This window comes from Prochlorococcus marinus str. MIT 1214 (genome assembly GCF_027359355.1).
In the GTDB taxonomy this organism is placed as follows: domain Bacteria; phylum Cyanobacteriota; class Cyanobacteriia; order PCC-6307; family Cyanobiaceae; genus Prochlorococcus_B; species Prochlorococcus_B marinus_F.
In genome coordinates this window covers 1,828,238-1,853,326 of the sequence record NZ_CP114777.1, presented here as the reverse complement: position 1 = coordinate 1,853,326, position 25,089 = coordinate 1,828,238, and the positions used below count along the sequence as shown (strand labels likewise).

The window sequence follows — 25,089 nt, the reverse complement described above, 5'->3', positions numbered from 1 at the left end:
TGAAAAAAACCTTATAAAGTTAGTTTTCCCAAGTCAACAATATTAATTCTTAGTTGACTAGAGGGCATTTTTAGGATGATACTCATTGGGTCAATACAAAGGATTTCTAATAAAAGATAAAATCCTTTTTAAGGCCTAAAACTGGGACCGTAGTTCAACTGGTTAGAGCACCGCCCTGTCACGGCGGAAGTTGCGGGTTCGAATCCCGTCGGTCCCGTAACTAAATCGAATTAGAGCTTTGAAAGTTAGGGTAAGGTTGGCACCAAGTCCAACGGGAACACTTCATCTAGGAACAGCAAGAACGGCTCTATTTAACTGGCTATTTGCAAAAAAAGAAGGTGGAACTTTTCTCTTAAGAATTGAAGATACTGATATTGAAAGATCAAAAGAAGAATATATAAAGAACATATATGACGGGCTCGAGTGGCTAGGAATCAACTGGGATGAATCCCCAACAATTCAAAGCGAAAGAGTAAATGAACATAAACAAGTTATAAAAACTCTTATAGATAAAGGATTTGCTTACAAGTGTTATGCATCAGAAGCTGAACTAGAAGAAATGAGAGAAACTCAAAAGCGAAATGGATTAGCTCCAAAATACGACAATAGGCACAGAAACTTAACTCCAGAGCAAGAATCAGAATTTATAAAGGCTGGAAGAGAACCTGTTATCAGATTCAAAATCAGTGATGAAAAATTAATTTCATGGAATGACTTAATCCGAGGAAAAATGACTTGGAGTGGTAAAGATTTAGGCGGTGACATGGTCATCGCGAGAAGAGCACCAGCAAATTCAATTGGTGATCCATTGTACAATTTAGTAGTTGTAGCAGATGATTCTGCAATGAAAATCTCTCATGTAATAAGGGGAGAAGATCATCTTGCTAATACCGCAAAGCAAATACTTCTTTACGAAGCTCTTGATCTAAACATTCCAGTTTTCGCTCATACTCCTTTAATTCTTAATTCTGAAGGTAAAAAACTTTCAAAAAGGGATGGGGTTACTTCAATTTCTGAATTCAAAGAAATGGGGTATACATCTGAGGCAATGGCAAATTATATGACTCTTCTTGGCTGGTCTGTTCCAGAAGGAATAAATGAAAGATTTAAAATTTCAGAAATTTCAAAGATTTTCAGTTTTAAAAAGGTTAATAAAGCTTCAGCAAAATTTGATTGGGACAAATTGAACTGGCTCAACTCTCAAGTAATACATGAAATGTCAGTCGAAACTTTATTAGAGTATTTAGATCCTTTGTTTAAAGAAAATGGATGGCATCTTCCAAGTAAAGAATGGGGAATCCATCTCTTAGAGCTAATAGGACCATCCCTGGTTCTTATTAATGATGGAGTTACTCAGGCTAAGCCTTTTTTTGAAGAGCCGGAATTAAGTGATGATGGCAAAAAGCAATTGGAAATAAAAGAAGCAAAAATAGTTTTAAAGTTTATCCTTCAAAAGTTGGAAAACTCAGATGCTGCATCCTTTTCCAAAGAGGAAGCGTTTAATTTAATAAATCAAACTACAAAAAACTGCGAAGTAAAAAAAGGTCTTGTTATGAAAAGTCTTAGAGCTGCGCTATTTGGAACTCTGAATGGGCCTGATTTAATTCAAAGTTGGATTTTACTCTCAAGATTCAGTAAAGATAGATCCCGAATTAGTCGGTTTATCTAGATCTTTATCTTCATCCAATAAACCCAATATTTTCGCCAAAGGTTGAGCTGTTAAGCCTTGTATACCTACTGTCATCAATATTGTTAAAAAAACTAATCCTTGAAGTTTTCCAGCTCCTAAGACACCTGCCTGTTCCAATCTAATGGAAAATAAAGAAGCCACTGCGGCAGTGACTATTCCACGAGGAGCTAACCAACCAAGAAATAATCTTTGTTTGTTTTCAAGAGGTAATCCAAATGTTGCTATCGCAATAGCTATTGGCCTTACTACGATCATCAAAAAAAGTACACAAGTTATACCTCCCCACCCCAATGGACTTAGTTCCCCCCATGAAACGTCTGCAGCAAGAAGAGGGAAAAGCATAGTTATCGCTAACTGAGCTAATTCTCTTATTAATTTATCAAGCTCATTCGCCTGAGTAGAAGGTCTTTGTCCGACAACAAAACCTGCGGCAACAGATGCAGGCAATCCTGATTCAGGTAATAACCATTCGCATACTCCATAAAGTAAAAAAATTACCCCAAGAGTAAGTTGCAATCTGATCCCAATATAAGGTTCGGATCGTAAGCGCTTCAAACCTTCTGATAACAATAGGCCTGCTATTGAACCAATTAGAACGCCTCCACCAAGCCTTGAAAGTAAACCAAGGAGTAGCTCTCTCCAGCCATGCAGATCTCCTACAACAAGCTCTAACAATAAAAGTGCTAACACCGCTCCTATGGGTTCTAGGATCAAACCTTCAGCTTCAAGCACTTCACTTAATGGGGATGCGAGTCGAATTTGTCGAACTAATGGTGTTACAACAGTTGGTCCAGTAGCAAGAACAATTGCGCTGTAAACACCTGCTACGGACCAACCAAGCCCTGCAAACCAATGCGCGGCAAAAAATCCGGCTGCCAATGAAATAATTAATCTTATTGAAGAAATTCTTAGAACTATTGACTTAATTGTCCCCCCAGGAAATCGAAGATTTAAGCCACCATCAAATAAAACAAGGCTTACCAATAAACCAACTATTGTCTCCAATCCTTTTCCTAGATCTAAAGGTTCAACCAATCCAAGTCCTGACCTCCCAATCAACAAGCCAGATAGCAACAATAAAACTACCCCAGGAAGTCCTGTTAGTACTGATAATAATCTTGCTCCAGCTCCAGAAAAAACTGTGATACCCCAAAGCAAGCCCAGCCTCTCAGGAGTCATGAATAACTAGCAATGTAGACATAAGAGAGTATCCATTAAATCTACCTAAGAAAATAAATAAGTTAATGAGATGATTTTACTTACATATTCTTATACAATAGCAACCCTTTCAATCCAAATATTATTTATACATTTCTAATTTAGAAAATAACTGAGAAAACAAAATATAAATTACAGATCAAATTTTCTTAGGAAAGATTGATTAGGCATATAGAGAGGGTGTCGAGGATTTCCTTTTTTGCTAAGCCCAAGAGTTAAAACACGATTAGAATAATTATTTTCTTTTGACTTGAAATTTGAAAAATTTTTAATTAGTTTTAGAACTTTACGATCACGTCCATTTAATTGACCTTTATCACCCCATCCTAACCAGAGGTCGCAATTAGTATTTTCCCGCCAAAATTCTAATGATTTTAAAATGATTAAATCATTATTTTGACCCACTGGATCATTGCTTTTTAATAGTTGAACAGGAGACTTTGAAATCAGGCCAAATAGATTAACAATATAGATATTTCTGTAATTCCACCTCGAACAAAAATTAATTATCCTTGTGAGAGTCCTATCGTTATTCGATAAATTGGCTTTTGAAGGATTCAAGCCAATAAAAACTACCGTCTTTTTACCACTTAACAACTCTCTTTTTAAAATCCATCGATAAAATCCGCATTCACTAAATAAGCAAAATGACAACCAAATAATTAGAACTAAATATTATTATAAAACTAATAATATTTTCTAGCCAGAAAAAATTGAATTTGATATTAAAAGGGTTGTTAATAAAACAATCAAACCTAAAATTGCTATTCTGCCATTCCATATCTCAGCTTGTGGAGTGAATCCTCTTTTCCATGAATTAAGTTCACTTGAGCTTGCAAGCTTAGTTGATTTATTTGCTTTATCTGTTTGTTTTAAAGACATAAATAATTCAAAGCTTAAAAATATTGATTAAAAAGGTGGATTGCAATCATAAAGTAAATCTGATTTTTCTAAAGGCCAACGAGCGGAAACACCAAGTTCCATTGAACTTTTAATATTATTTGAAGATAATCTTAACAAAGCTGCCGCCCCAATCATTGCCGCATTATCAGTACAAAATTCCATTGGCGCAAGAGAAATATTAATTGAATTTTCAGATGCTTTTGCAAGCATCATTTCCCTTAATCGCAAGTTTGCAGCTACTCCTCCAACTAAAACAAGAGAATTTAAACCTTGATCAAGGACACATCGCAAGCTCCTGTCTACTAAAACCTCAGCCACTACGTGTTCAAAACTTGCAGCAATATCGGCTATTGGTAATTTTTTATTTTCTGACTTGATTTTTTCTATCTGGCGAAATACAGCCGTTTTCAAACCACTAAAAGAAAAGTCATATGGATAAAAACCACCTTCAGGTTTAGAAACTCTCCCTTTTGGGAATAAGAATTTTTTGGGATCTCCAGATTTAGCTATTTTTTGAATTTCTGGCCCCCCTGGATACGAAAGTCCCAGCAGTCTTGCAACTTTATCAAAAGCTTCTCCAGCCGCATCATCATGACTTCTACCAAGACGTTGATACTTATGTTGAAGATCTACTTTTATCAATTCAGTATGACCTCCACTAACCAATAAGACTAAGAAAGGAGGTTTAGGATGATTTTCTGACAAATATATTGATGACAGATGTCCCTCCAAATGATGAATTCCTAAAAATGGAATTTGATTCAAATTAGCCAAGGTTCTTGCCGTAATTGATCCAACCAAAAGCGAACCTGCTAATCCTGGAGTAACAGTTGCTGCTACTGCATCTATATCTTTTATCTGTAATTTTGATTTTGAAAAAACCTCTTCAATTAAAAATGGAAGATTTTCTAAATGTCTTCTTGAAGCAATTTCCGGAACAACTCCTCCCCAATTAGCATGTTCTTCAATTTGCGATGCCATTTCATGAGCTATCAATTCAATCTTTCCTTCTTCATTTGAAACGAGAGCCACGGCGGACTCGTCACAACTTGTTTCGAGGGATAAAATTATTGACATTATTGTCTAGTTATCAACTAAGTTTAATATTGAAATCCTATTAAAACAGGACAATAGGAAGAAATCAGAACTCATGAGTCGTCTTTTATCAATCCTGCTATCAGCATTCCTTTTCCTAGGAATAGCACCAATAGCAGACGCAAGACCAGGCCCAGCTTTAAACGCTGATAGAGCCCCTACAGATTTTACAGCTTCTGCGCTAGTTACTTGTTCTGAAAATGCTCGATTCCAGGAGAGAGCTAGCACTGCTTCAACTGATCAAGCTATAAAAAGATTTGAGAGATACAGCAAAGCACTTTGTGGAGATGATGGACTTCCTCATTTGATCATTGGTCCTCCCATCGAACCATGGGGTGCATGGATTAACAGAGGACATGAAGGAGACTTACTTATTCCCGGAGTAATGTTCATTTATATTGCAGGAATTATTGGCTGGTCAGGAAGGGAATATGTAAGAGCCGTAAGAGGTAAAAAGAATGCTGCAGAATATGAGATCATTATTGATACCGATTTAGCTTGGCAATGCTTAAAAAGAGGAGCTGCATGGCCACTACATGCAAATAGAGAAGGAAAGAATGGAGAACTTAGAGACAAAGACAATAATGTTTCTCTTAATGGGCCAAGAGGCTAAAAAGTTATCTATTTAACTTCAAAAATCACTTCGTTTTTCAATCATGTTTCAATTATTTCGTACTAAATGGTTTAGATCAGCTCCAGTCGTGGCAACGATTTGGATCGCTCTAACAGCAGGTATTATTGTTGAATTTAATAGATTTGTACCAGACTTACTTTTCCACCCAATGTCTTTTTAAAAGTATTATTTATTAAATTTCAATCCCATTAAGCCTTCAATTTCCTTGAAGGCTTTTTCTATATCTTCATTTATAACTACAGCATCAAACTCTTTTCTGGCCATAAGTTCCTTATTAGCTATTGCTAAACGATCTCGAATAGATTCTTCGCTCTCAGTACCTCTACCTCTAATTCTTTTTTCAAGTTCATATAAATTTGGTGGTGCTAAAAATATTTGTAATGCTTCGGGGAAAGACTGTCGAATTTGTCGAGCTCCTTCTAATTCAATTTCAAGAAGAACATTAGTTCCTTTTTCTATTTTTTCTTTAACTATTTTTTTTGGAGTTCCATAAAAATTATTAGAGAATGAAGCCCACTCAAGAAAACCCTCACAATCAATTATTTCTTGAAACTTTTTATTGTCTAAGAAAAAATAATGTTCTCCCTCAATTTCTCCCAACCTTGGTTTACGAGTAGTGGCAGAAATAGAAAGCCATACATCACTATGGCTTTCGAGGATTTTCCTAACAATTGTTCCCTTACCTACCCCACTTGGGCCAGTAAGAACAGTAAGATTTCCTATAGATGACATAACTAAATACTATCTAATTTACCTACCAAAGGTTAATTACATTATTTATAAATTTAAAAGGATGATAAATGAACAAAGTTCCAATTCAATTAATGGACTTAACAACCCTTAAAGCAGTTGTATTTGAACTTAGTCAGGACATAGTTCCAAGTCGATTTGAGAATGCACAACAAACTGATTCACAGACTCTTCAATTAGGATTTAGAACACTAGAAAAACTTACATGGATAGAAATTAGCTGGCTTGCCGAGTCCCCAAGAATAGTCCAGATACCACCTCCAAAAAGACATGGTGAGAAAAGCACATTAGCAAAACAATTAAAACATTTATTAGTCAATTTAGCTCTGCTAGAGATACAACAAAATGGGTTTGAAAGAATAGTAAGGTTTAGATTTTCTAGCAGGCCTGGTAAAGAAATTGAGAAAGAAATGGTCGTAGAATTGATGGGAAGACACAGCAATATTATACTTTTAGACAAATCAAGCAAAGTAATTACTCTTGGGAAACAAATAAAAGAAAAACACTCAAGGTTGAGACCAATAGGGACTGGAGATCTTTACAAAGCTCCACCACCACTTAAAGGATTAGTTCCTAAGATATCTGAATCATTTGATTCATGGAAAGAGAATATATGCTTGGTTCCATCAACATTCAAGAATAGTCTAAAAGACACTTATCAAGGAATAAGTCCAGCTCTAACATTACAAATTGCGAGTAATAATTACAATGAAGCAATTAATTTAATAAATCAATCGGTAACAAGTATTGAATTAAAACAATGGGAAGCAATATATAAAAGGTGGAAGGAATGGCTATCAGATATTGAGAATAGTAATTACACTATCAATTTCAATAGCTCCACTGATTTTGTAGTCTGGGGGAAAATAAAGTCAAAGGTTGAAAAAACAAAAATTGGTCTTAGCCTTGGCATATACTATTCAAATAAGATTATAGATAGGGAAATTACTTCTATTAGAGAAAAATTAAAGCATGATCTAGAAAAGTCAAAAAATGATGAAATTAGAAAACTAGAAATGCAAGAATTATTAATTAAAAATATTTCTGAATATATAACCATGCAAAATAAGGCTAATAATATTCTAACTTTACAGTCTCCTACAAAGAAGCAAATAATTGAGTCTCAAAGTCTTTTTAAAGAAGCCAAAAGAAAAAAAAGATCTCGGGAATCAATTCTAAATAGAATCATTTTTCACAAGAAAAAAATATCAGAAATTGAATATTGTGAATTATTTCTTGATTCATTAATGTATGAGGATAATGAGGCTAATAAAAATAAACTAGATTCAATTATTGAACTTAAAGAAGAGGTGGATGAATATATTTGCATAAAAAGAAATTCATCCAGGTTTAAATCAAATAGGAAGAAGGATCAGGTTGCAACTATAAAAGAGATCCAAAGTCCTAGTGGTATTAAGATTCAAATAGGTTCTAACAATAGGCAAAACGAATTAATTAGTCTAAGAAAAGGGAAAAAAGGAGATCTGTGGTTTCATGCTCAAGAAACACCTGGAAGCCATATTGTACTTAAATCATCCAATGGACTTATTAATGAGAAAGATATTCAATTAGCGGCTGATCTTGCTTCTTTTTTTAGCCGTGGTAGAGGTAACAAACTTACACCAATAATTATGGTCCCAATTGAAAATCTGCAAAGGATATCAGGCTCCTTACCTGGAACTGTTAGTCATAGGGGTGGGAAGGTCCTTTGGGGAAAAGCTGAGAGAGCCGAGAAATATTTCCACCAGAAGTGAACTTCAATGACTTACTATCAGCTTCATTAGACATGTTTAAAATGATTGACTTTTTTCTAGGTACTCATGAGTTTCTTGGAAATCACACTTTTCCAGAGTTTTTAATTGGATATTTATTTGGTGCAGCTTTAATCATTGGTGCTCCAACAGTTTTTCTTTTGTTGGCATTTACAAGTGCTTTAATGAAAACCAATGGAAAAATGGGAGGTTACAAAGAATATGCTAATTATGGAGAATCTTCACTAAATGATTGTCCTCCTTTCATTTTGCCTGACCCAACAAAAAAATAATTAAAAATCTAATTATCAATATTGAGAAGAAAAAATAATTTATATTTAACTCTACCTGCCCATTTTTTGGAAAATAGAACCAAGCTTACAAATTCAATTATCTACTAAAATAAAATTATTAATTTAAACTAATCTGGCCAGCCCAAACCCAAAAGAGAATACTTTTAAAGCTCCACCTCCAATAAGGATCAGTGAAAGAGCTGACTCAGTTGAGGTATCACAATCCTTGGAGATGCCTTTATTAGATCATCTTGAGGAGCTACGACAAAGAGTACTAAAGAGTCTTATTGCAATTCTGATCTCATCAAGTTTCTGCTTGTTATTTGTTAGGAAGCTTGTACAAGCATTAGAAATGCCAGCAGGAAAAATTCAATTTTTACAAGTAGCACCTGGTGAATTTTTATTTACTTCAATCAAAGTCGCAGGTTATGGGGGGCTTACTCTTTCGCTTCCTTACATACTTTACCAGTTTTTGAAGTTCATCCTTCCAGGTCTAACTAAAAAAGAGAAGCTCTTGATAGCGCCATCAGTTGCAGGTTCAGCAATTTTATTTTTCTTAGGAATTTTCTTTGCATGGAAGGCTTTGATACCTGCCGCATTGGGTTTTCTTATAAGTTATGGCGCAGATGTGGTTGAACCACTTTGGTCAATCGAAAAGTATTTAGATTTCGTACTTCTACTAATGCTTTCTACCGGGTTAGCTTTTCAATTACCAATCCTTCAATTAATTCTAGGATTTTTTGAAATTATTTCATGGCAGAAGATGTTGTCTGCATGGAGAGTTGTTGTAATGGCTTCAGCAATTGCTGGGGCAGTTTTAACTCCATCTACTGACCCAATAACTATGCTTCTTCTCTCTACATCAATAACTTTTTTATTTCTTGTTGGAGTTGGATTAGTTGCCCTAACAACAAATTTTAAAGAACAAATTCTGACATCCTTTGATCTATAGGAAAAGGTAAAGTTATTGCTCTGCCAAGTCTTGGTTTTTCTTGTACATTTTCCAACCAGTGTCTTACAAAATCCGATTGACCTGCACGGTTAATAATCTCTAAAGTTCGATTCAAGTTTTCTCTATAGGTCTCCTCATCTAATGGGAAAGATTGTTGTTCTAAAAAACCCCACATCATTTGTAAATATATTCGGTCTCTTTTGATTAACAATTTCAAATCATATGTCACACCCCATCGTCTTCTTAAGCATCCCACCACCTCGTCTACTTCCAATGGAAGTGAAGAAGAAAAACTACCAGGATTTGACTCATTAGATTTAAAACTCATGTCAAAAGTCCAGTCTTGGCAGAGATTAATAACCTTTTGGTGTCCATTCTGGTCTAGAATCTGAATTCAGGTGAACATCTGTAATGACACAAATGAATGCTGCAGATGTGCCCTCAATGGGCAGAAGGCAGTTCATGAACTTGCTAACCTTTGGAACCGTTACAGGAGTTGCCTTAGGAGCGTTATATCCAGTAGCTCAATACTTCACTCCCTATAGAGCTGGAGGAGGTGGCGGCGGAACAAATGCTAAAGATGAGCTGGGCAATCCAGTAAAGGCAAGTGCCTGGTTATCTACTCACCCTGTTGGTGACAGAAGTTTAGTGCAAGGTCTTAAAGGTGACCCTACCTATCTAATAGTTGAAGGTGATGATGCAATCACCAGTTATGGAATTAACGCGATTTGTACTCACCTGGGTTGTGTAGTTCCATGGAATAGTGGAGCTAATAAGTACATGTGTCCATGCCATGGAAGTCAATATGACTCAACAGGGAAAGTAGTACGAGGTCCTGCTCCCTTATCATTAGCAATTGCTCACGTATCAGTAGAAGACGATCAGGTTCTAGTAAGTCAGTGGACAGAGACTGATTTCAGAACTGGCACCGCTCCTTGGTGGGGATGATTAAAAAATGAACATAAAAAACTTCCACACCCAAAAAAAAATTATGAGTCGATCACTAAAACTTTGTATTTGTTCATTGCTTCTTGGATGTTCAATATTCCTAATTCCTCAACCAACCTGGGCATACCCTTTTTGGGCTCAACAAAAATTCGAAAACCCTAGAGAAGCTACTGGGAAAATTGTTTGTGCAAATTGCCACGTTGCAAGTATGCCAACAAGAGCTGAAGTCCCTCAGTCCGTTGCAGCTGATAGTGTTTTCAAAACAGTCGTAGAAATACCTTATAAAAAGGATCTTCAAGAAATTGGTGCAGATGGGAGCAAAGTTCCTCTCCAAGTTGGAGCAGTTGTTATGCTTCCAGATGGTTTCAAGTTAGCTCCTCAAGAAAGATGGACTGACGAAATAAAAGAGGAGACACAAGGTGTGTACTTCACTCAGTACAGTGAGGAGCAAGAAAATATTATTTTAGTTGGCCCTTTACCAGGAGATCAAAATAGAGAGATTGTTTTCCCTGTACTCTCACCTGATCCCACCAAGGATAAAAATATTAACTTTGGAAAATATTCAATTCATATAGGAGGGAATAGAGGTAGAGGTCAGGTTTACCCAACTGGTGAAAAGAGCAATAATAATTTGTTTACTGCAGCAAATTCTGGAACAATAACCTCAATCCAAACAAACGAAGATGGAACACAAATTATTAATCTAAATAATGAAGAAGGAGAAAATTTTGCTGAAACTATTCCTGCAGGGACTTCATTATTAGTAAAAGAAGGTGACACTATTGAGACAGGTGCAAAATTAACTGAGGACCCTAATGTTGGAGGTTTTGGTCAACTTGACAAAGAAATCGTTTTACAAAGTAAGGCAAGAGTTATTGGAATGATAATTTTCTTCATAGGAGTTGGTTTATCCCAAATAATGCTGGTTCTTAAAAAGAAACAAGTTGAAAAAGTTCAAGCTGCTGAAGGAATATAACTTCAAATAGTTGATGGAATATATTTTTTTTACCCTTAGATCACCTGGGCCTGAGTTGTTTCAACTAGGCCCTTTTTCATTAAGGTGGTATGGATTGCTAATAGCTGTTTCAGTTTTAGTAGGTTTAAATTTATCAGGTAAATTAGCCTCAAAAAAAGGATTCAAAAAAAGCCTTATTAGCGATTTACTTCCTGGCTTAGTTTTTTCATCTGTAATTGGGGCAAGAATTTATTATGTTGCATTTGAATGGAGAAACTATATTGGTAAAAACTTCTGGAGTTCTATTAATTTCTTAAACTTAAATATTCCTATTCCCAGAGCTATCGAAATTTGGGGAGGAGGAATTGCAATTCATGGAGCACTCATAATGGGTACATTATCCATTATATTTTTTTGCCGAAGAAGAAAAGAACCTTTTTGGGATGTTATCGATTTGTTGGTCCCCTCAGTTGCATTGGGCCAAGCAATAGGTAGATGGGGAAATTTTTTTAATAATGAAGCCTTTGGTCTCCCTACAAAATTACCCTGGAAATTATTTATACCCTATCAATTCAGGCCAGAAATATTCACCGAACAAGATTATTTTCACCCTACTTTTCTTTATGAATCAATATGGAATTTTTTTGTTTTTGGAATACTAATTTTTCTTTTTTTAAAGTCAAATAAAAGAGAACTTAAGCTCCCATCTGGCACCTTAAGTTGCTTGTATTTAATAACTTACAGTTTAGGAAGGTTATGGATAGAAGCCCTAAGAACAGATCCTTTATGCTTGGGTGGGGTTCCACCTTTTTGTGATGGCGGTATAAGAATCGCACAATTAATTAGTTTGTTTTTAATTAGTACAGGCCTATTAGGAATATGGAGAATTTATATCTCGAAGAAAACACTCCCTGATCCTTCTTTAATTAATGGGAGAACTCAATGAATCCAATTTCAATTGTGGGAGCAGGTCCAGGCGCTTTAGACTTAATGACAATAAGAGCTCAACAAAGACTAAAAACAGCTGACGTTCTTGTTTGGACAGACTCTCTCATTCCCATACAAATAACAAAACTTGTTAAAGATGATTGTGAGAAGATCAAGACAAGTTCATTAACTCTAGAAGAGATACTTTTGATCTTAATTAAAAAGCACAAGGAAGGGAAAAAAATCGTTCGCCTCCATGATGGTGATCCTTGCTTATATGGAGCCATCTCAGAACAAATATGTAGATTAAACGATAAAGGAATTCAAGTAGAGGTGATTCCGGGAGTAAGTGCCTATCAAGCAACAGCAGCAACTTTAGGATTCGAACTAACAATTCCAGATTTAACCCAAACAATAATACTAAGCAGAGCTGATGGCAGGACAGGCAAACCAGAGAAGGAGAGTCTTCAAAAGCTAGCATCTATTCAATCTTCTTTATGTCTTTACCTAAGCGCAAGACATGTAGATGAAGTGCAAGAGATACTTATAGAGTATTATCCTGCGAATACTCCTGTAGCAATTGCATATAGAGTAACTTGGCCAGATGAATGGATAAAAGTTATACCTTTGAGTGAGATGGCAAAAACATCTCAAGAACAAAATTTAATCAGAACAACATTATATATAATTAGTCCAGCATTAAAGATAGGTAAAAACAGATCAAAGCTTTATAATAGTTCTCATTCACATTTATTTAGGTCTAGTTAAAGAGAGAAACTAAGGAAAATATTTTAACAATTACTAGAGCCAAAGATAAATTATCTTTTAGAGACAAACGACTTTACAGAGCCTTTAGAATAATTTATATACCAAAAAGGTTTTTAATTGGAAAAAAGTGAAGAAAGAAAAAGCGGTAGTTCTAATGTCGCAAATAAAAAATCCTCATTACGAACTGTTGGTGAGTTTCTCAGGGAAGCACGACAAGGCAGAAATCTTTCAGTAGAGGATCTATCTTCCTCACTCAGAATTGGGAAAGAACAATTGATTGCACTTGAGTCAGGGGATGAAAGTGCTCTTCCTGAAAAAGTTTTTATTAGAGCAATGGTTCGAAGAATTGCAGAGAAATTAAACTTAGATACAAGTTTTATTCTTGAAGAACTTAATGAAAAGAAAAAAAATGAACCTAAACCTAGCCCTGTGATTAAAAAGAAAAATACTAAAAAAAACAAAAGTTTTAATCCATTTATCATTGTAATTTTATCGGGTGCTTTAGGTTTATTTACTTCAATTATGCTATTAAATTATATTCAAAAAGGCCAAAATGATTCTGTTAATCCACAGCGAAGTGATATCTTTTTATTAGACAAAAAGATACCTTCCTAAAGTATATTTATATCAACATCTCTAATCTTTTTAATAAGTGAAATTGCCTTAGTTAAGCTCCATTTCTCAAGATCTAGATTTTGGCCTAAGTTATTAGGAATTAGCTCTATATCAACTTTCTTGTTATTAGCTTCAATAATTATTTTGGATACCAAAGGTTCTGGTCTTTTATCCAAAGAACATGAAAGTCTAAGAAGTAAAGACATATCACCTACCAAACTTCTTTGACTTTCATCAACCAATAATTGCCAAGATTCATGTCTTTTCTTTGGAAAACTTTTCCTGTGGTATCTTGCGATAGCAGCTACCATTAAATGCTCACTTTGGGAATAACCTAAGAGCTCTCCATTTTTGATTAAATACCACGAATGCTTGTGATAGGCACTTATATTAATTTGCTTACCACATGCGTGAAGCTTAGCTGCTGCCCACAAAAGATCTCTACCTCCACCATTATCATTGTGCAAAATCCCCTTAGTCTGATCATAAAAAGTAAGTGCAAATTCTGATACACTTTTTGATCGTTTTGAATTAACACCAAATCTTTTCGCTTGATGAATAACTGTTCTTTCTCTAATTGATCCTTGAAAGCTCAGCTGATCTTTTAAATAATTATTTCGACACATCCAATCAACAACTAATCCTTCTCGAAGAGCTCTTTCACTTAAAATAATTTCATTAACATCGACCATATTCATTATGGTTTGCAAAATCAAAGCACCTGGAACAATAATCTCAGATCTTCTTTCACTTAAAGAGGATAATTGACTCCGTTCAGAAGGTGTCATTTTAATTAACTGACTAACAATTATATCTAAATTATTTTTTGTGATTTTATATCCTTGTAATTTTGATTGAATATGATTTTCTCTATTAGATATTAACGACCCAATAGCCATAGCAGTTCCACTAGTTGCTACTAAAACTGGTATTTCTCCCGCTTCAATCCTCTTAGATACTTTATCAATTGCAGACTCCATAGAGCCTCTGATAAATGACCTTAAAAACAATTCATTTTGAGAGGATATTGGATCTTTTTTAATAAATTCTCTTTGTAATCTTACTGCTCCAATCTTTGTACTTGTTAAAGCTCGAGCCTCAGAGCTATCAGCAAGGATTAATTCTGTCGAACCTCCACCAATGTCTAGGACCAGATGAGGTTTATTTCCAAATTGCATCCCTGAAAGGACACCTAGATAAATCAATCTTGCTTCTTCTGCTCCGCTTATCAATTCAACATCTAAGCCTAACTTATTTTTAATTTCAGCAATAAAGGTTTTTCCATTTGGTGCTTCTCTAACTGCACTTGTAGCGGCAATAATAAGACTCTCAACTTTATAACTTTCTGATAAATCCTTAAACCTCTTTAATGTTGAAAAAGCCCTATTCATAGCAAGGGATGTAAGTTCTCCTGTCTGAGGATCTCTTTCTCCTAGTCGTGTTGTCGATTTCTCTGCAAGTTCAATACTAAAAGTATTTAATTTTCGCTCAATCTTTGCAATTAATAAATGCGTTGAGTTGGTGCCAATATCAATTGTTCCCACACGGCATAATTCAGCATCTTGCTTTTCGCCAAGATCTAATTCAATAGAATTCCTTTCAGAGGAATTATTTATTGACTCACCTAGCATAAATAAGTAGGTTTAACCTCAATACTCTGACACCCTCAGCACCCCATTGAGAAGACCTTATAAATCATTATCAATTTGAATTTTCGTGAATAATCTTCTTACCCAAAAAATGGGATATTATTTTCAACTTCTTAGATGGAACAAACCCAGCGGAAGATTGATACTTCTCATTCCCGCTGGCTGGTCTCTTTGGTTAACTCCTGCAGCCCCTCCTTCTCTACTAGTTTTAGGAATAATAATTTTAGGTGGATTATTTGTAAGCGGTGCTGGATGTATCGCTAATGATATTTGGGACAGAAAGTTTGACAAGAAGGTAATAAGAACAAAAGAGAGACCATTGGCCAATGGAAAAGTATCTCTAAAGGCAGCATGGATATTACTAATTTTAATGTTATTTTTTAGTCTATTTATAGTTCTTTCAATCCCACAAGAAAGTAGAAATTTATGCCTTCTACTTTCATCCCTATCATTACCTTTTATTCTTTTATATCCATCAGCAAAAAGATGGTTTCAATATCCCCAACTTATTCTTTCTATTTGCTGGGGTTTTTCAGTTTTAATCCCTTGGGCAGCAAGTGAATCTTCTTTAGCAGGAGGAGTAACATTAATATTTTGTTGGCTTGCAACTATTTTTTGGACTTTCGGTTTTGATACTGTTTATGCAATGGCAGATGAAAGTGAAGACAAAGTAATTGGTCTAAATAGCAGTGCGATCAGTCTCGGGGGAAAGTCATTAAAAACAGTTTCTTTTTGCTACTTTTTAACTTGTGTTTTTCTAGCTCTTGCTGCTGTCAAAGCAAATTTAGGATTAATATATTGGCCTTTTTGGTTGATAACTACTTTAGGAATGCAAAGAGAGGTTTTCTTATTAAATTCAAAATCAAAAGGTATTAAGACTTCAGGTTTGCATTTCAGCAATCAAGTGAGACTTGGCAGTTTATTACTTCTTGGCATGATCTTCAGCAAGATTATTTAATTAATGTACTGACCAAGATTCGCAAATGACTGAACCTATAAAAAAAGGAGATCTTTTCCACATAGTAGCGGCAAGTTCGCCAATAACTAAAAAAGAAGATCTTCACTCTGGGATCAAAGTCCTTCAGGGATGGGGATTAATATGTAACCATTTCGATGAAATAGATAGGTCATGGGGTTATTTAGCAGGTAATGATGAAGTTAGATTTAATGAATTACACCCAAACTATCATTACCCTCTCTTAGCTTTTGCAAGAGGTGGGTGGGGATCAGCAAGATTGCTAGAAAAAAAACAACCATGGAAAGAAGGTTGGATGATAGGCTTTTCTGATTTGACTTCAATACTTCTTGCACGGCTAGCCAGTGGATTTCAAGGAGGCATTCATGGTCCACTAATTACAACTTTAGGTTCCGAACCCGATTGGAGTAAAGACAGGCTTAAATCAATTTTGTTTGGCAATTGCGTACCAGATATTTATGGGGAACCGTGGGGAGGAGGGATTTCAAAGGGGCGTCTGATAGTTGGCAACCTTACTGTCCTGACTCACTTAATTGGGACTGAACATCTACCAAGTTTCAAAAAATCAATTTTAATCATCGAAGATATTGGAGAAGCTCCCTACAGAATTGACAGAATGCTAACTCACTTAAGATTGGCTGGAGTTCTACAACAGCTATCTGGACTAGGTTTTGGTTCGTTTACAGGTTGTGATAATGAGAAGAACGTCGACAAATCAAAGACGTTTAAGCTTCTTGATATTTTCAAAGATCGAACACAAGACCTTAAAATCCCAATCGTTTCAAGTCTGCCTATTGGACACTGCTGTGGGAATGCATCACTTCCACTAGGCAGTCAAGCCATCTTAAATGGCGACAAAGGGAGCCTTAGTCTTTTAAAGTAGACAATAAAGACTCTGCAATCACAAGATCAAATGGAGTGGTTACTTTAATATTTGAAGGTCCTGCATCATATATTTTCACTGGCAATCCCAAACGTTCAAACAAGGATGCATCATCAGTTACATTCCATCCTTTGGAGATTGCTTCACTATGAGCATGCTTCAGTTTATTTACTGGAAAACCCTGAGGTGTCTGTGCCGCCCATAAATCTGAGCGAGGAGGGCTCTCAATAATCTCACCATCTTTATCAACCTTTTTTATGGTGTCAGTGACTTGTGAAGCAGCAATAACAGATTGTCCCTTGGAAACAATCTTTGAGATTTCATCAAAAACGAATGATCTCACCAAGCATCTTGCTCCATCATGAATCAGCACAGACTCAGCATCATTTGGAAGGGCCGCTAATCCCAGTTGAACTGACTGCTGTCTTGTTGATCCTCCATTGATCCATTGAACTGCCTTTACTGAGTTATCAAGAATTGAACAAATGGGATTTTTATCTTTGGGTTGTCCAATAATTCCAATCCAAGAGATTGTTTTAGCCTCGAAAGCCGCTTTCAAAGTCCATTCTAAAACCGTCTTACCTGCAACCTTCAAAAGAAGCTTGTTTTTATCAGCACCCATTCGACTTCCACTTCCTGCCGCCGCAATTAACAAATGCAAAACTGATCCCTCTTCATTGATTATTTATTCAATATATTCGACCAGTAAAATTAATAATTTTTACTGGCTGAGCTTAAAGTCTTTATAAAAAGCAAGTAACTCAATAGTAAGTTAAATAAAATAATCATCCGATTCTAACGATTTTAAAATCATAAGATTATGACATTATCAAAATTACTTGAAGGTCAGACTGCAATTGTAACTGGCGCAAGCAGGGGAATTGGTAAGGCTATTGCAATTTTTCTAGCGAAGGAAGGAGCAGAAGTAATCATCAATTATTCTTCATCTTTGGAGAATGCAAATAAAGTCGTATCAGAAATAAACTCCTTTGGAGGGAAGGCATACCCTCTTCAAGCTGATATTTCTAATGAAAACTCAGTAAATGAATTAATAAAAACAGTATTGGAGAAAAATAATAAAATTGATGTTCTAGTCAATAACGCAGGGATAACTAAAGATGGCCTTTTAATGAGAATGAAAACGGACGATTGGCAGAAAGTTTTAGACCTTAATTTGAGTGGTGTTTTTTATTGCACAAGAGCGGTATCCAGGCAGATGTTGAAGCAAAAAAAAGGAAGAATTATCAATATTACTTCTGTGGTTGGATTGATGGGAAACCCAGGACAAGCAAATTATTCTGCAGCCAAGGCAGGAGTAGTAGGCCTTACACAAAGCGCTGCAAAAGAATTTGCAAGCAGAGGGATTACTGTGAATGCAGTTGCCCCAGGTTTCATTTCAACTGACATGACAAAAGACCTGAACAGTGAATCAATCCTTTCTGCTATCCCTCTTGGACGATTCGGGAATCCTGAGGATGTTGCCGGAGCAGTGAGGTTCTTAGCAGCAGATCCTTCCGCTGCTTACATAACTGGCCAGACAATTCAAGTTGATGGTGGGATGGTTATGAGTTGAGCAGATATCAATTTTGAATAGGCTGTCCTAATTCATCTCTCAATCTTCTAATTCGCTGCAATAGTTTTAATCTTCTGCTTCTTGCCGTAGCCGTAAGAAATATCCTCAAAGGGAAATAAACCAACGTCATAGTCCCGGCCAAACCAGCCATGAGAATAAAAAATAAAGCCCCAGGATCGTTCATACGTTGACACTAACTACCTTCTGCCAAAATTGGGAATTATTTGTGAATTACAATTCGGCTTTCCCCACTTATTTAGCCTCCCCTAATGTGTGTTTCCTGTGGGAGATTAAGTTTAATTCAATTCAAATATGGCAAAGCTTCTAAGTTTTTCAGACGAATCTCGTGGTGCTCTCGAAAAAGGAGTAAACAATTTAGCCAATGCTCTTAAAGTGACAATTGGCCCTAAAGGTAGAAATGTTGTTATTGAAAAAAAATTTGGAGCTCCAGATATTGTTAATGATGGAGTAACTATTGCTAAGGAGATAGATCTTGAAGATCCATTTGAAAATATAGGAGCAAAGCTTATTGAACAAGTCGCATCAAAAACGAAAGAAAAAGCTGGGGATGGAACAACTACTGCAACAGTTTTAGCCCAATTTATGGTTCAAGAGGGTTTAAGGAATACAGCAGCTGGAGCAAGCCCAATCGAATTAAGGAGGGGAATGGAAAAGGCTGTAGCTCAAATAGTTGATGATCTCAAGAAAAAAAGTAATTCAGTCAGTGGCGATGCAATTAAACAAGTTGCGACAGTAAGTGCTGGTGGAGACGAAGAAATAGGTTCAATGATTGCAGATGCAATAGACAAGGTAAGTTTTGATGGAGTAATAACAGTTGAGGAATCCAAATCTCTTGCCACTGAACTAGATATCACTGAAGGGATGGCCTTTGACAGAGGGTATAGCTCTCCGTATTTTGTTACTGATGAAGATAGATTAATTTGTGAATTTGAAAATCCTTCGATACTAATTACCGACAAAAAGATTTCATCAATTGCAGATCTCATACCTGTTCTAGAGACAGTTCAAAAAAATGGAACACCATTAATAATTCTTGCCGAAGAAGTAGAGGGTGAAGCATTAGCCACATTAGTTGTAAATAAAAATCGTGGTGTTTTACAGGTAGCAGCTGTTAGGGCCCCATCATTTGGCGAGAGAAGAAAAGCTGCTCTTGGAGATATTGCTGTACTAACTGGCGGCACATTAATAAGCGAAGACAAAGCAATGAGTCTTGAGAAAGTTCAAATTTCTGATCTAGGCCAGGCCAGAAGAGTAACAATTACAAAAGATACCACCACAATTGTCGCGAACGAGACTCAAAACACTGAACTATCTAATCGCATTGCCTCAATCAAGAGAGAACTTGACGAAACAGATTCTGAGTATGACCAAGAGAAGTTAAACGAGAGAATAGCTAAACTTGCAGGCGGTGTAGCTGTAATTAAAGTTGGTGCGCCAACTGAAACCGAGTTAAAAAACAGAAAACTAAGAATTGAGGATGCTCTCAACGCAACTCGTGCAGCTATTGAAGAAGGTATTGTTGCAGGTGGAGGAACTACTCTTCTAGAACTAAGTGATGGTCTTGAAGATTTATCTAATAAGCTAGAAGGTGATCAAAGAACCGGAGTTGAAATTATAAAAAGAGCATTGAGTGCGCCAACAAAACAGATCGCTATAAATGCTGGATTTAATGGAGATGTTGTTGTTTCAGATATTAAAAGGTTAGGTAAAGGCTTCAATGCACAAACTGGAGAGTATGTGGATTTACTTGAAGCAGGAATCTTAGACGCTTCAAAAGTAATAAGGCTTGCTCTTCAAGATGCTGTTTCAATTGCTTCCCTTCTCATAACAACTGAAGTTGTTATTGCTGACAAACCTGAGCCTCCATCAGCACCAGGAGCCGAAGGAGGTGACCCTATGGGCGGAATGGGCGGAATGGGCGGAATGGGCGGAATGGGCGGAATGGGCGGAATGGGCGGAATGGGTATGCCAGGAATGATGTAAGGAAATAAAAAGATCTACAATTTCAAAAGCAAGAAAAATAGAAATTAATAAAAAGAATTTAGAACTTGCTTTTTAACAACCACTTATTGAGATAACTATATTTAGGTTTGGGAGGTAAAGGAATCAAGGCTTTAATCTCAGAGGAATTTTTATTCTCTTGAGCTGAATTTTTATAATTATTTTTATTTTTTTCTTTATCAACTATTTCATAAGATTTAATTTTAAAGGCTTGATGTTCCAGATCTATAAATGAATCTACTTCTTTATTTTTTATTTCTTTTTCTTGATTATCATCATCTTTTATAGAAATTGCTTTACCACCCTCGAAAGATTTTTCTTGAGATTGATCAATTTTTTGATTATCTACATCAACATCTACATTGGTTGGTTTTTGATTCAACTCATTTAAATCTATGCTTTTCAATTCTTCCAAACTTTCTACTCCAAAACGGTGTGCCCATTGAGATTTTAGGAGAGAATATAAATCGTTATCATTAGCCTGTAGAGCTTCTATAATTTGTTTTTGTAGCTGATACTTTCGAGACTCCAAGGTTCTTATAAATCGCTAAATTAAGATTATCAAGCAAGTTTGCGATTTAAAAGAGGTCTAATAAGAAAAAACAATCCAACTGTAAGAATTAATAGAATTGCTAGGCAAGAATATCCATTTACTTCTCCATAGGGAGCATTAATTAAAACTGCATTCAGATCAACAGAATTGTAGTAAGCCATTCGTATGGGTTCAATCGCAAATGTTAATGGATTAATTGATGCTATCCATCCAAGCCATGCAGGCATAAAAGATATGGGGGCCAAAGCTGTACTAGCAAAAAGAACAGGTAGATTAGCGATAAATATAATTGCAATTAGTTCTATATGTCCTGGTAAAACAAATGCCAATCCAAGACTTAGACCAGTTATTGCGAAAACCAACAACAAGAGAGTTATTGCTATGAGAAGAAAACCTCCCAGACTTGGCCATCCATAACCCAAGAGAGCAGAAGTAGCCATTATTGCAAAACTCTGCAAAAGGCTAATAGAAGTTATGTAGATTACTGAAGAAATTACGATTGAACTTCTACTACTCAATGGTGCAACTAATAGTCTATTAAGAAAACCAAATTCCCGATCAAACATCAAAGGGAGTCCAGCATTAAGCGCACCACTAAAAGCAGTAAATACTATTAATCCTGCACCAAGGAATTCTCCATAACTACTACCGCCAGGCAAAAAATCAATAGGAGCTTTAGAGAATAACGCTGCAAAAAGCAAAAGCCATATCAAAGGCTGAAGAATTCCAGCAAATAACGTTGAAGGTCGTCGAATTAATTGAATAAAAAGCCTCCATGTTAAGGCAGAAGTCTCTTGCAACATTTCATTCAAATCATTTACAGATTGCTTTTCCTTATTAAGCGATGGATTTGTAGTAATCATGTGTTTAATAATTTAAGATTAATACGAGCAATTAACGCATTGATTTCTTATTCTCAAGCTTAATATCTCTTTTACCGGCAAGTTCTAATTCAGCATCCATAAGAGTTTTGCCAGTCGCCTGCAAATAAACATCATCTAAACTTGGTCGACTATGAGAAAGTGCAAAGACTTCAAAATTTTCTTTTGAAAGATGACCTGACAAGTTTGATATAACATCATTACTTTGAACTAAAAAGTTTAAAGAGTAACCTTGCTTTTGATTCACGACTACATTTGATACACCATTAATATTTTTAATTAATTTCCTTACAGATTCAGCTTCTACTTCATCACTGAACTCTCGCACTCTAAGTGTCACTCTGTCTCCACCTAGTTCTTTTTTTAAATCATCTGGTTTTCCACTAGCAATAACTTTTCCTTGATCAATAATAGCCATCTCATCTGCCAGTTCATCTACTTCCTCAAGATAATGACTACTTAAAAGAATTGTAGTTTCATTGTTCCTTAGTTCCTTCAATAAGCCCCAAATAACTGATCGGCTTTCGATGTCCAACCCAACAGTAGGTTCATCAAGAATCAATAATTCTGGTTCATGCAACAATCCTGAAGCGAGGTCAAGTCTTCTTTTCATACCTCCCGAAAAGGAACCACATCTTCTATCAATCCATTCATGCATATCAAGTCTCTGAATCAATTCTTCTATTCTTTTTTTCTTATGTTTTTTATCTAGATGATAAAGATCTCCTTGAAGTTGTAGCAACTCTCTACCTGTAAGGATTTTATCGATAGCAACGTCTTGAGCTACGTAACCCAATCTTCGCCTAGTTTCTTTTTCTTCAAGCAAAGCATTAAATCCTCCTACCTCAACAGACCCAGAATCAGGGGAAAGAAGAGTGCAGATAATTCTAAGTGCAGTACTCTTACCGGCCCCGTTTGGCCCCAACAACCCATACAAAGAACCCTTTGGCACTTGAAGGTTGAGCCCATTAAGAGCTCTAACAGAGCCATACGACTTAAATAAATCTCTTAGTTGGATGAAAAACATCTAAAAACAAATCGCCTGAAAAGATAAGCTCATTTCCCCTAGCAAATTCTAATAAATATTTGAGATCAAGGTCATAAAGTTTTTATTTTTATTTTATAGATTTACGAAAACCCTATAAAGAAGTCTTTAATCAAAGCTATCAACTGATCATTAAAAACAATTGACACTTGTAATCTACTAATGACAATCAAAAAACAAACTCCAAACATATAAAGAATAGACCACCTAAACAAACCCTTAGCTCGATCTAAATCCTCTGGATTATCTCTTAATCTGGAAACCAATTGAAGAAGTCGTGAATTATATGGAAGTAGTAACATTCCATATAACAAACCTCCTTCAGGTAAAACAAAGCAGCCTAAAAAACTCAAGAATACAGTTAGATATCCATACACAGATATAGCTTTAGCTGTAACGAAAGGGCCACTAACTGTTGGAAGCATAGGTATCCCAACAGATCGATAGTCCTCTTTTAACAAGATGGCCAAAGCCCAAAAATGTGCTGGGGTCCAAACCATAACCAAAGAGAATAGCCACCAACCACCTAATCCAATGTGTCCTGCCGCTGCCGAAGCTCCAACAAGAGGAGGGATTGCGCCAGCGACTCCACCAAAAACTATATTTTGAGATGTTCTCGGCTTTAAGAACGCTGTGTAAAGAAGCACATAACTACAAAGTCCTAAAAGAGTAAGTCCTGCTGCTAAACAGTTAACTCCACTTAATAAAAGGGCTGAAGCAGCAAGAGTACAAGCAATTGCTCCAATAAAAACAGAAGTCTGAGAAAGTCGACCAGAAGGCAATGCTCTATTACTGGTGCGTTTCATCCGCTTATCAAGATCTTGTTCCCACAAGCAATTAAGGGCACCTGCAGCCGCAGCTGCAAGAGCCCCTCCACCTAGAGTGCACACCAATTTTGGAGAAGGTAATGGCCATTCTTCCGAAAGAGCCATCCCACCAACAGTAGTGGCAAGTAAAAGAGGAATTAATCTTGGTTTGGCGACCTCTAACCAGGCTGGTAATTTAATACGCTTTCTAGAAGGAACGATTTCCTCGCGATTAACGGGGTTTGAAATTAAATCTGATGTAGAGCTAACCATGACATGTCTCCAAAATTGATTGAGTTATAAAAAGTGATTGAGAAGATTTATCAATTCCTCTACCTTTAAAATTCAAAGCTGATATTAGTGCCACTAACAAGCAAGCGATTAATTGATGAGCAATGATAAGACTAGGTTCACTCATGCCTATATTAATAGAAAAAACTCCTAAAAAGATTTGTAAGATAATCAAAAAAATAATCGTCAAAAGATAGGGCCATTGGTTGATAAAAACATCTCTATTTAAAGATGCAACTATTACAAATAAAATCACCAAAAAGCTCACTGGGATAGCACTTGTCCGATGCAGTAGCAAAAGATTGCAAGATTCTCCAAAATCCAAGCATCTTTGAGCTGCCCACGAGGTCGCCACTCGACTACCTAATAAAGACTGAGCTATTACTGAAAAAAGTGATAAGAAGCCAAAGCAACGAAGCCAAAGTGGGAAAATTGATTTACCAGGATTAAGCAATTGTTGAGTCACCCCACTCATGATTGCAACAAGAGTAAATGCAACTGCAAGATGAGCCATGACAACTAAAGATGGCAATAATTGCAGCACTGTCAATGCACCTAAAAAGCCCTGAAAAGCAACCAATAGAGTTAAAAAGCCATAAGTCCAAGGAAGCCATTTAGGTAAAGTTTTTACCCAGTACAAAGAAAAGGCAAATTGAGTAATTAGAGCAATCCCTACGAAGAAGGCATCTAAACGATGAAACCATTCCAAGAATACTTGTAAATTCATTTGCCTACCAGGCAAAAACGATCCGTAACATAGAGGCCAGTCTGGGCAAGCGAGACCAGCCTCCATTACCCTAGTAGCCCCGCCAATCACTACAAGAGCGATAAGAGCAACTACCACATGAGCAGCCATTTGCCCCAATGTAAGGCGTGGTTTTGGTGGATAAATAACCTGCACGTATGCAAAA

General features: G+C 36.1%; 29 protein-coding genes and 1 tRNA gene. 16 read left to right on the top strand and 14 right to left on the bottom strand.

Going from position 1 to position 25,089, the window contains the following annotated elements:
• Nucleotides 1–143 precede the first annotated feature (143 nt).
• Together O5639_RS10240 and gltX are read left to right on the top strand one after the other, a co-directional pair.
• A tRNA-Asp gene (locus O5639_RS10240) sits at nt 144–217 on the top strand.
• 21 nt (nt 218–238) lie between these two features.
• A complete protein-coding gene (gltX, locus tag O5639_RS10235) occupies nt 239–1,669 on the top strand; it encodes a glutamate--tRNA ligase (protein ID WP_269624401.1) in 1,431 nt (476 codons plus the stop codon).
• Here gltX and O5639_RS10230 read toward each other — a convergent pair.
• The 4 genes from O5639_RS10230 to tsaD form a co-directional block, all read right to left on the bottom strand.
• On the bottom strand, nt 1,625–2,869 hold the full coding sequence (locus tag O5639_RS10230) for a cation:proton antiporter (RefSeq protein WP_269624400.1): 1,245 nt from the start codon (nt 2,867–2,869) through the stop codon (nt 1,625–1,627). The two genes, gltX and O5639_RS10230, sit on opposite strands and share 45 nt — an antisense overlap.
• Before the next feature lie 171 nt (nt 2,870–3,040).
• Nucleotides 3,041–3,562 (bottom strand): DUF1643 domain-containing protein, encoded by a 522-nt coding sequence (locus O5639_RS10225; protein ID WP_269624399.1) that lies wholly within the window; start codon nt 3,560–3,562, stop codon nt 3,041–3,043.
• A gap of 45 nt (nt 3,563–3,607) precedes the next feature.
• Entirely contained in the window at nt 3,608–3,790 is a 183-nt protein-coding gene (locus O5639_RS10220; protein ID WP_269624398.1) for a high light inducible protein, read from the bottom strand.
• A gap of 27 nt (nt 3,791–3,817) precedes the next feature.
• Nucleotides 3,818–4,888 (bottom strand): tRNA (adenosine(37)-N6)-threonylcarbamoyltransferase complex transferase subunit TsaD, encoded by a 1,071-nt coding sequence (tsaD, locus tag O5639_RS10215; protein WP_269624397.1) that lies wholly within the window; start codon nt 4,886–4,888, stop codon nt 3,818–3,820.
• 73 nt (nt 4,889–4,961) lie between these two features.
• On the opposite strand from tsaD, the gene O5639_RS10210 reads away from it, so the two are divergent.
• Together O5639_RS10210 and psaJ are read left to right on the top strand one after the other, a co-directional pair.
• Complete coding sequence (locus O5639_RS10210) at nt 4,962–5,519, top strand: Photosystem I reaction center subunit III (RefSeq protein ID WP_269624396.1); 558 nt, start codon at nt 4,962–4,964, stop codon at nt 5,517–5,519.
• Between the two features lie 43 nt (nt 5,520–5,562).
• On the top strand, nt 5,563–5,700 hold the full coding sequence (gene psaJ / locus O5639_RS10205) for a photosystem I reaction center subunit IX (protein ID WP_269624395.1): 138 nt from the start codon (nt 5,563–5,565) through the stop codon (nt 5,698–5,700).
• 5 nt (nt 5,701–5,705) lie between these two features.
• Here the strand turns inward: psaJ and gmk are convergent, their stop codons facing one another.
• Nucleotides 5,706–6,272 carry a guanylate kinase gene (gmk, locus tag O5639_RS10200; RefSeq protein ID WP_269624394.1) on the bottom strand — a complete coding sequence of 189 codons (567 nt, stop codon included), beginning with the start codon at nt 6,270–6,272 and terminating at the stop codon, nt 5,706–5,708.
• A 68-nt stretch (nt 6,273–6,340) separates the two neighbouring features.
• On the opposite strand from gmk, the gene O5639_RS10195 reads away from it, so the two are divergent.
• From O5639_RS10195 to tatC, 3 genes are all read left to right on the top strand, one after another.
• Nucleotides 6,341–8,044: an Rqc2 family fibronectin-binding protein gene (locus O5639_RS10195; protein ID WP_269624393.1), complete on the top strand. Its 1,704-nt coding sequence runs from the start codon at nt 6,341–6,343 to the stop codon at nt 8,042–8,044.
• A 41-nt stretch (nt 8,045–8,085) separates the two neighbouring features.
• The gene (locus O5639_RS10190) at nt 8,086–8,334 is read left to right on the top strand and encodes a hypothetical protein (RefSeq protein ID WP_269624392.1); all 249 of its coding nucleotides are present in this window, start codon (nt 8,086–8,088) and stop codon (nt 8,332–8,334) included.
• 232 nt (nt 8,335–8,566) lie between these two features.
• Entirely contained in the window at nt 8,567–9,286 is a 720-nt protein-coding gene (gene tatC, locus O5639_RS10185) for a twin-arginine translocase subunit TatC (RefSeq protein WP_269624391.1), read from the top strand.
• On the opposite strand, the gene O5639_RS10180 is transcribed toward tatC, so the two are convergent.
• On the bottom strand, nt 9,252–9,614 hold the full coding sequence (locus tag O5639_RS10180) for a DUF3067 family protein (protein ID WP_269624390.1): 363 nt from the start codon (nt 9,612–9,614) through the stop codon (nt 9,252–9,254). The genes tatC and O5639_RS10180 overlap by 35 nt on opposite strands.
• A gap of 83 nt (nt 9,615–9,697) precedes the next feature.
• Between O5639_RS10180 and petC the strand changes: the two genes are divergently transcribed.
• The 5 genes from petC (at nt 9,698) to O5639_RS10155 (ending at nt 13,499) form a co-directional block, all read left to right on the top strand.
• Nucleotides 9,698–10,234, top strand: coding sequence for a cytochrome b6-f complex iron-sulfur subunit (petC, locus tag O5639_RS10175; RefSeq protein ID WP_269624389.1), 537 nt, complete (start codon nt 9,698–9,700; stop codon nt 10,232–10,234).
• A 43-nt stretch (nt 10,235–10,277) separates the two neighbouring features.
• Complete coding sequence (gene petA, locus O5639_RS10170; RefSeq protein ID WP_420063678.1) at nt 10,278–11,210, top strand: cytochrome f; 933 nt, start codon at nt 10,278–10,280, stop codon at nt 11,208–11,210.
• A gap of 13 nt (nt 11,211–11,223) precedes the next feature.
• Nucleotides 11,224–12,135: a prolipoprotein diacylglyceryl transferase gene (lgt, locus tag O5639_RS10165; protein ID WP_269624387.1), complete on the top strand. Its 912-nt coding sequence runs from the start codon at nt 11,224–11,226 to the stop codon at nt 12,133–12,135.
• Nucleotides 12,132–12,884 carry a precorrin-4 C(11)-methyltransferase gene (gene cobM, locus O5639_RS10160; RefSeq protein WP_269624386.1) on the top strand — a complete coding sequence of 251 codons (753 nt, stop codon included), beginning with the start codon at nt 12,132–12,134 and terminating at the stop codon, nt 12,882–12,884. Before lgt ends, cobM begins: the two co-directional genes overlap by 4 nt.
• A 117-nt stretch (nt 12,885–13,001) precedes the next feature.
• Entirely contained in the window at nt 13,002–13,499 is a 498-nt protein-coding gene (locus tag O5639_RS10155; protein WP_269624385.1) for a helix-turn-helix domain-containing protein, read from the top strand.
• On the opposite strand, the gene O5639_RS10150 is transcribed toward O5639_RS10155, so the two are convergent.
• Nucleotides 13,496–15,130, bottom strand: a complete 1,635-nt coding sequence (locus O5639_RS10150; RefSeq protein WP_269624384.1) for a Ppx/GppA phosphatase family protein — start codon at nt 15,128–15,130, stop codon at nt 13,496–13,498. The two genes, O5639_RS10155 and O5639_RS10150, sit on opposite strands and share 4 nt — an antisense overlap.
• A gap of 85 nt (nt 15,131–15,215) precedes the next feature.
• On the opposite strand from O5639_RS10150, the gene O5639_RS10145 reads away from it, so the two are divergent.
• Nucleotides 15,216–16,106, top strand: coding sequence for a 4-hydroxybenzoate polyprenyltransferase (locus O5639_RS10145; RefSeq protein WP_269624383.1), 891 nt, complete (start codon nt 15,216–15,218; stop codon nt 16,104–16,106).
• 25 nt (nt 16,107–16,131) lie between these two features.
• Complete coding sequence (locus tag O5639_RS10140; RefSeq protein ID WP_269624382.1) at nt 16,132–17,007, top strand: S66 peptidase family protein; 876 nt, start codon at nt 16,132–16,134, stop codon at nt 17,005–17,007.
• Here O5639_RS10140 and ispD read toward each other — a convergent pair.
• A complete protein-coding gene (ispD, locus tag O5639_RS10135) occupies nt 16,991–17,668 on the bottom strand; it encodes a 2-C-methyl-D-erythritol 4-phosphate cytidylyltransferase (RefSeq protein ID WP_269624381.1) in 678 nt (225 codons plus the stop codon). The genes O5639_RS10140 and ispD overlap by 17 nt on opposite strands.
• Nucleotides 17,669–17,827: 159 nt before the next feature.
• On the opposite strand from ispD, the gene fabG reads away from it, so the two are divergent.
• A complete protein-coding gene (fabG, locus tag O5639_RS10130; protein ID WP_269624380.1) occupies nt 17,828–18,580 on the top strand; it encodes a 3-oxoacyl-[acyl-carrier-protein] reductase in 753 nt (250 codons plus the stop codon).
• Nucleotides 18,581–18,587: 7 nt separating this feature from the next.
• Here the strand turns inward: fabG and O5639_RS10125 are convergent, their stop codons facing one another.
• Entirely contained in the window at nt 18,588–18,764 is a 177-nt protein-coding gene (locus tag O5639_RS10125; protein ID WP_269624379.1) for a hypothetical protein, read from the bottom strand.
• Between the two features lie 128 nt (nt 18,765–18,892).
• Between O5639_RS10125 and groL the strand changes: the two genes are divergently transcribed.
• A complete protein-coding gene (gene groL, locus O5639_RS10120) occupies nt 18,893–20,584 on the top strand; it encodes a chaperonin GroEL (protein WP_269624378.1) in 1,692 nt (563 codons plus the stop codon).
• 58 nt (nt 20,585–20,642) lie between these two features.
• On the opposite strand, the gene O5639_RS10115 is transcribed toward groL, so the two are convergent.
• From O5639_RS10115 to O5639_RS10095, 5 genes are all read right to left on the bottom strand, one after another.
• Complete coding sequence (locus O5639_RS10115; protein WP_269624377.1) at nt 20,643–21,134, bottom strand: hypothetical protein; 492 nt, start codon at nt 21,132–21,134, stop codon at nt 20,643–20,645.
• 29 nt (nt 21,135–21,163) lie between these two features.
• A complete protein-coding gene (locus O5639_RS10110; RefSeq protein WP_269624376.1) occupies nt 21,164–22,018 on the bottom strand; it encodes an ABC transporter permease in 855 nt (284 codons plus the stop codon).
• A gap of 31 nt (nt 22,019–22,049) precedes the next feature.
• Nucleotides 22,050–23,063, bottom strand: coding sequence for an ABC transporter ATP-binding protein (locus tag O5639_RS10105; protein WP_269624375.1), 1,014 nt, complete (start codon nt 23,061–23,063; stop codon nt 22,050–22,052).
• A gap of 101 nt (nt 23,064–23,164) precedes the next feature.
• The gene (locus tag O5639_RS10100; RefSeq protein ID WP_269624374.1) at nt 23,165–24,160 is read right to left on the bottom strand and encodes a heme o synthase; all 996 of its coding nucleotides are present in this window, start codon (nt 24,158–24,160) and stop codon (nt 23,165–23,167) included.
• A complete protein-coding gene (locus O5639_RS10095) occupies nt 24,153–25,034 on the bottom strand; it encodes a COX15/CtaA family protein (RefSeq protein WP_269624373.1) in 882 nt (293 codons plus the stop codon). The genes O5639_RS10100 and O5639_RS10095 overlap by 8 nt, the downstream gene beginning before the upstream one ends.
• Between the last annotated feature and the right edge of the window lie 55 nt (nt 25,035–25,089).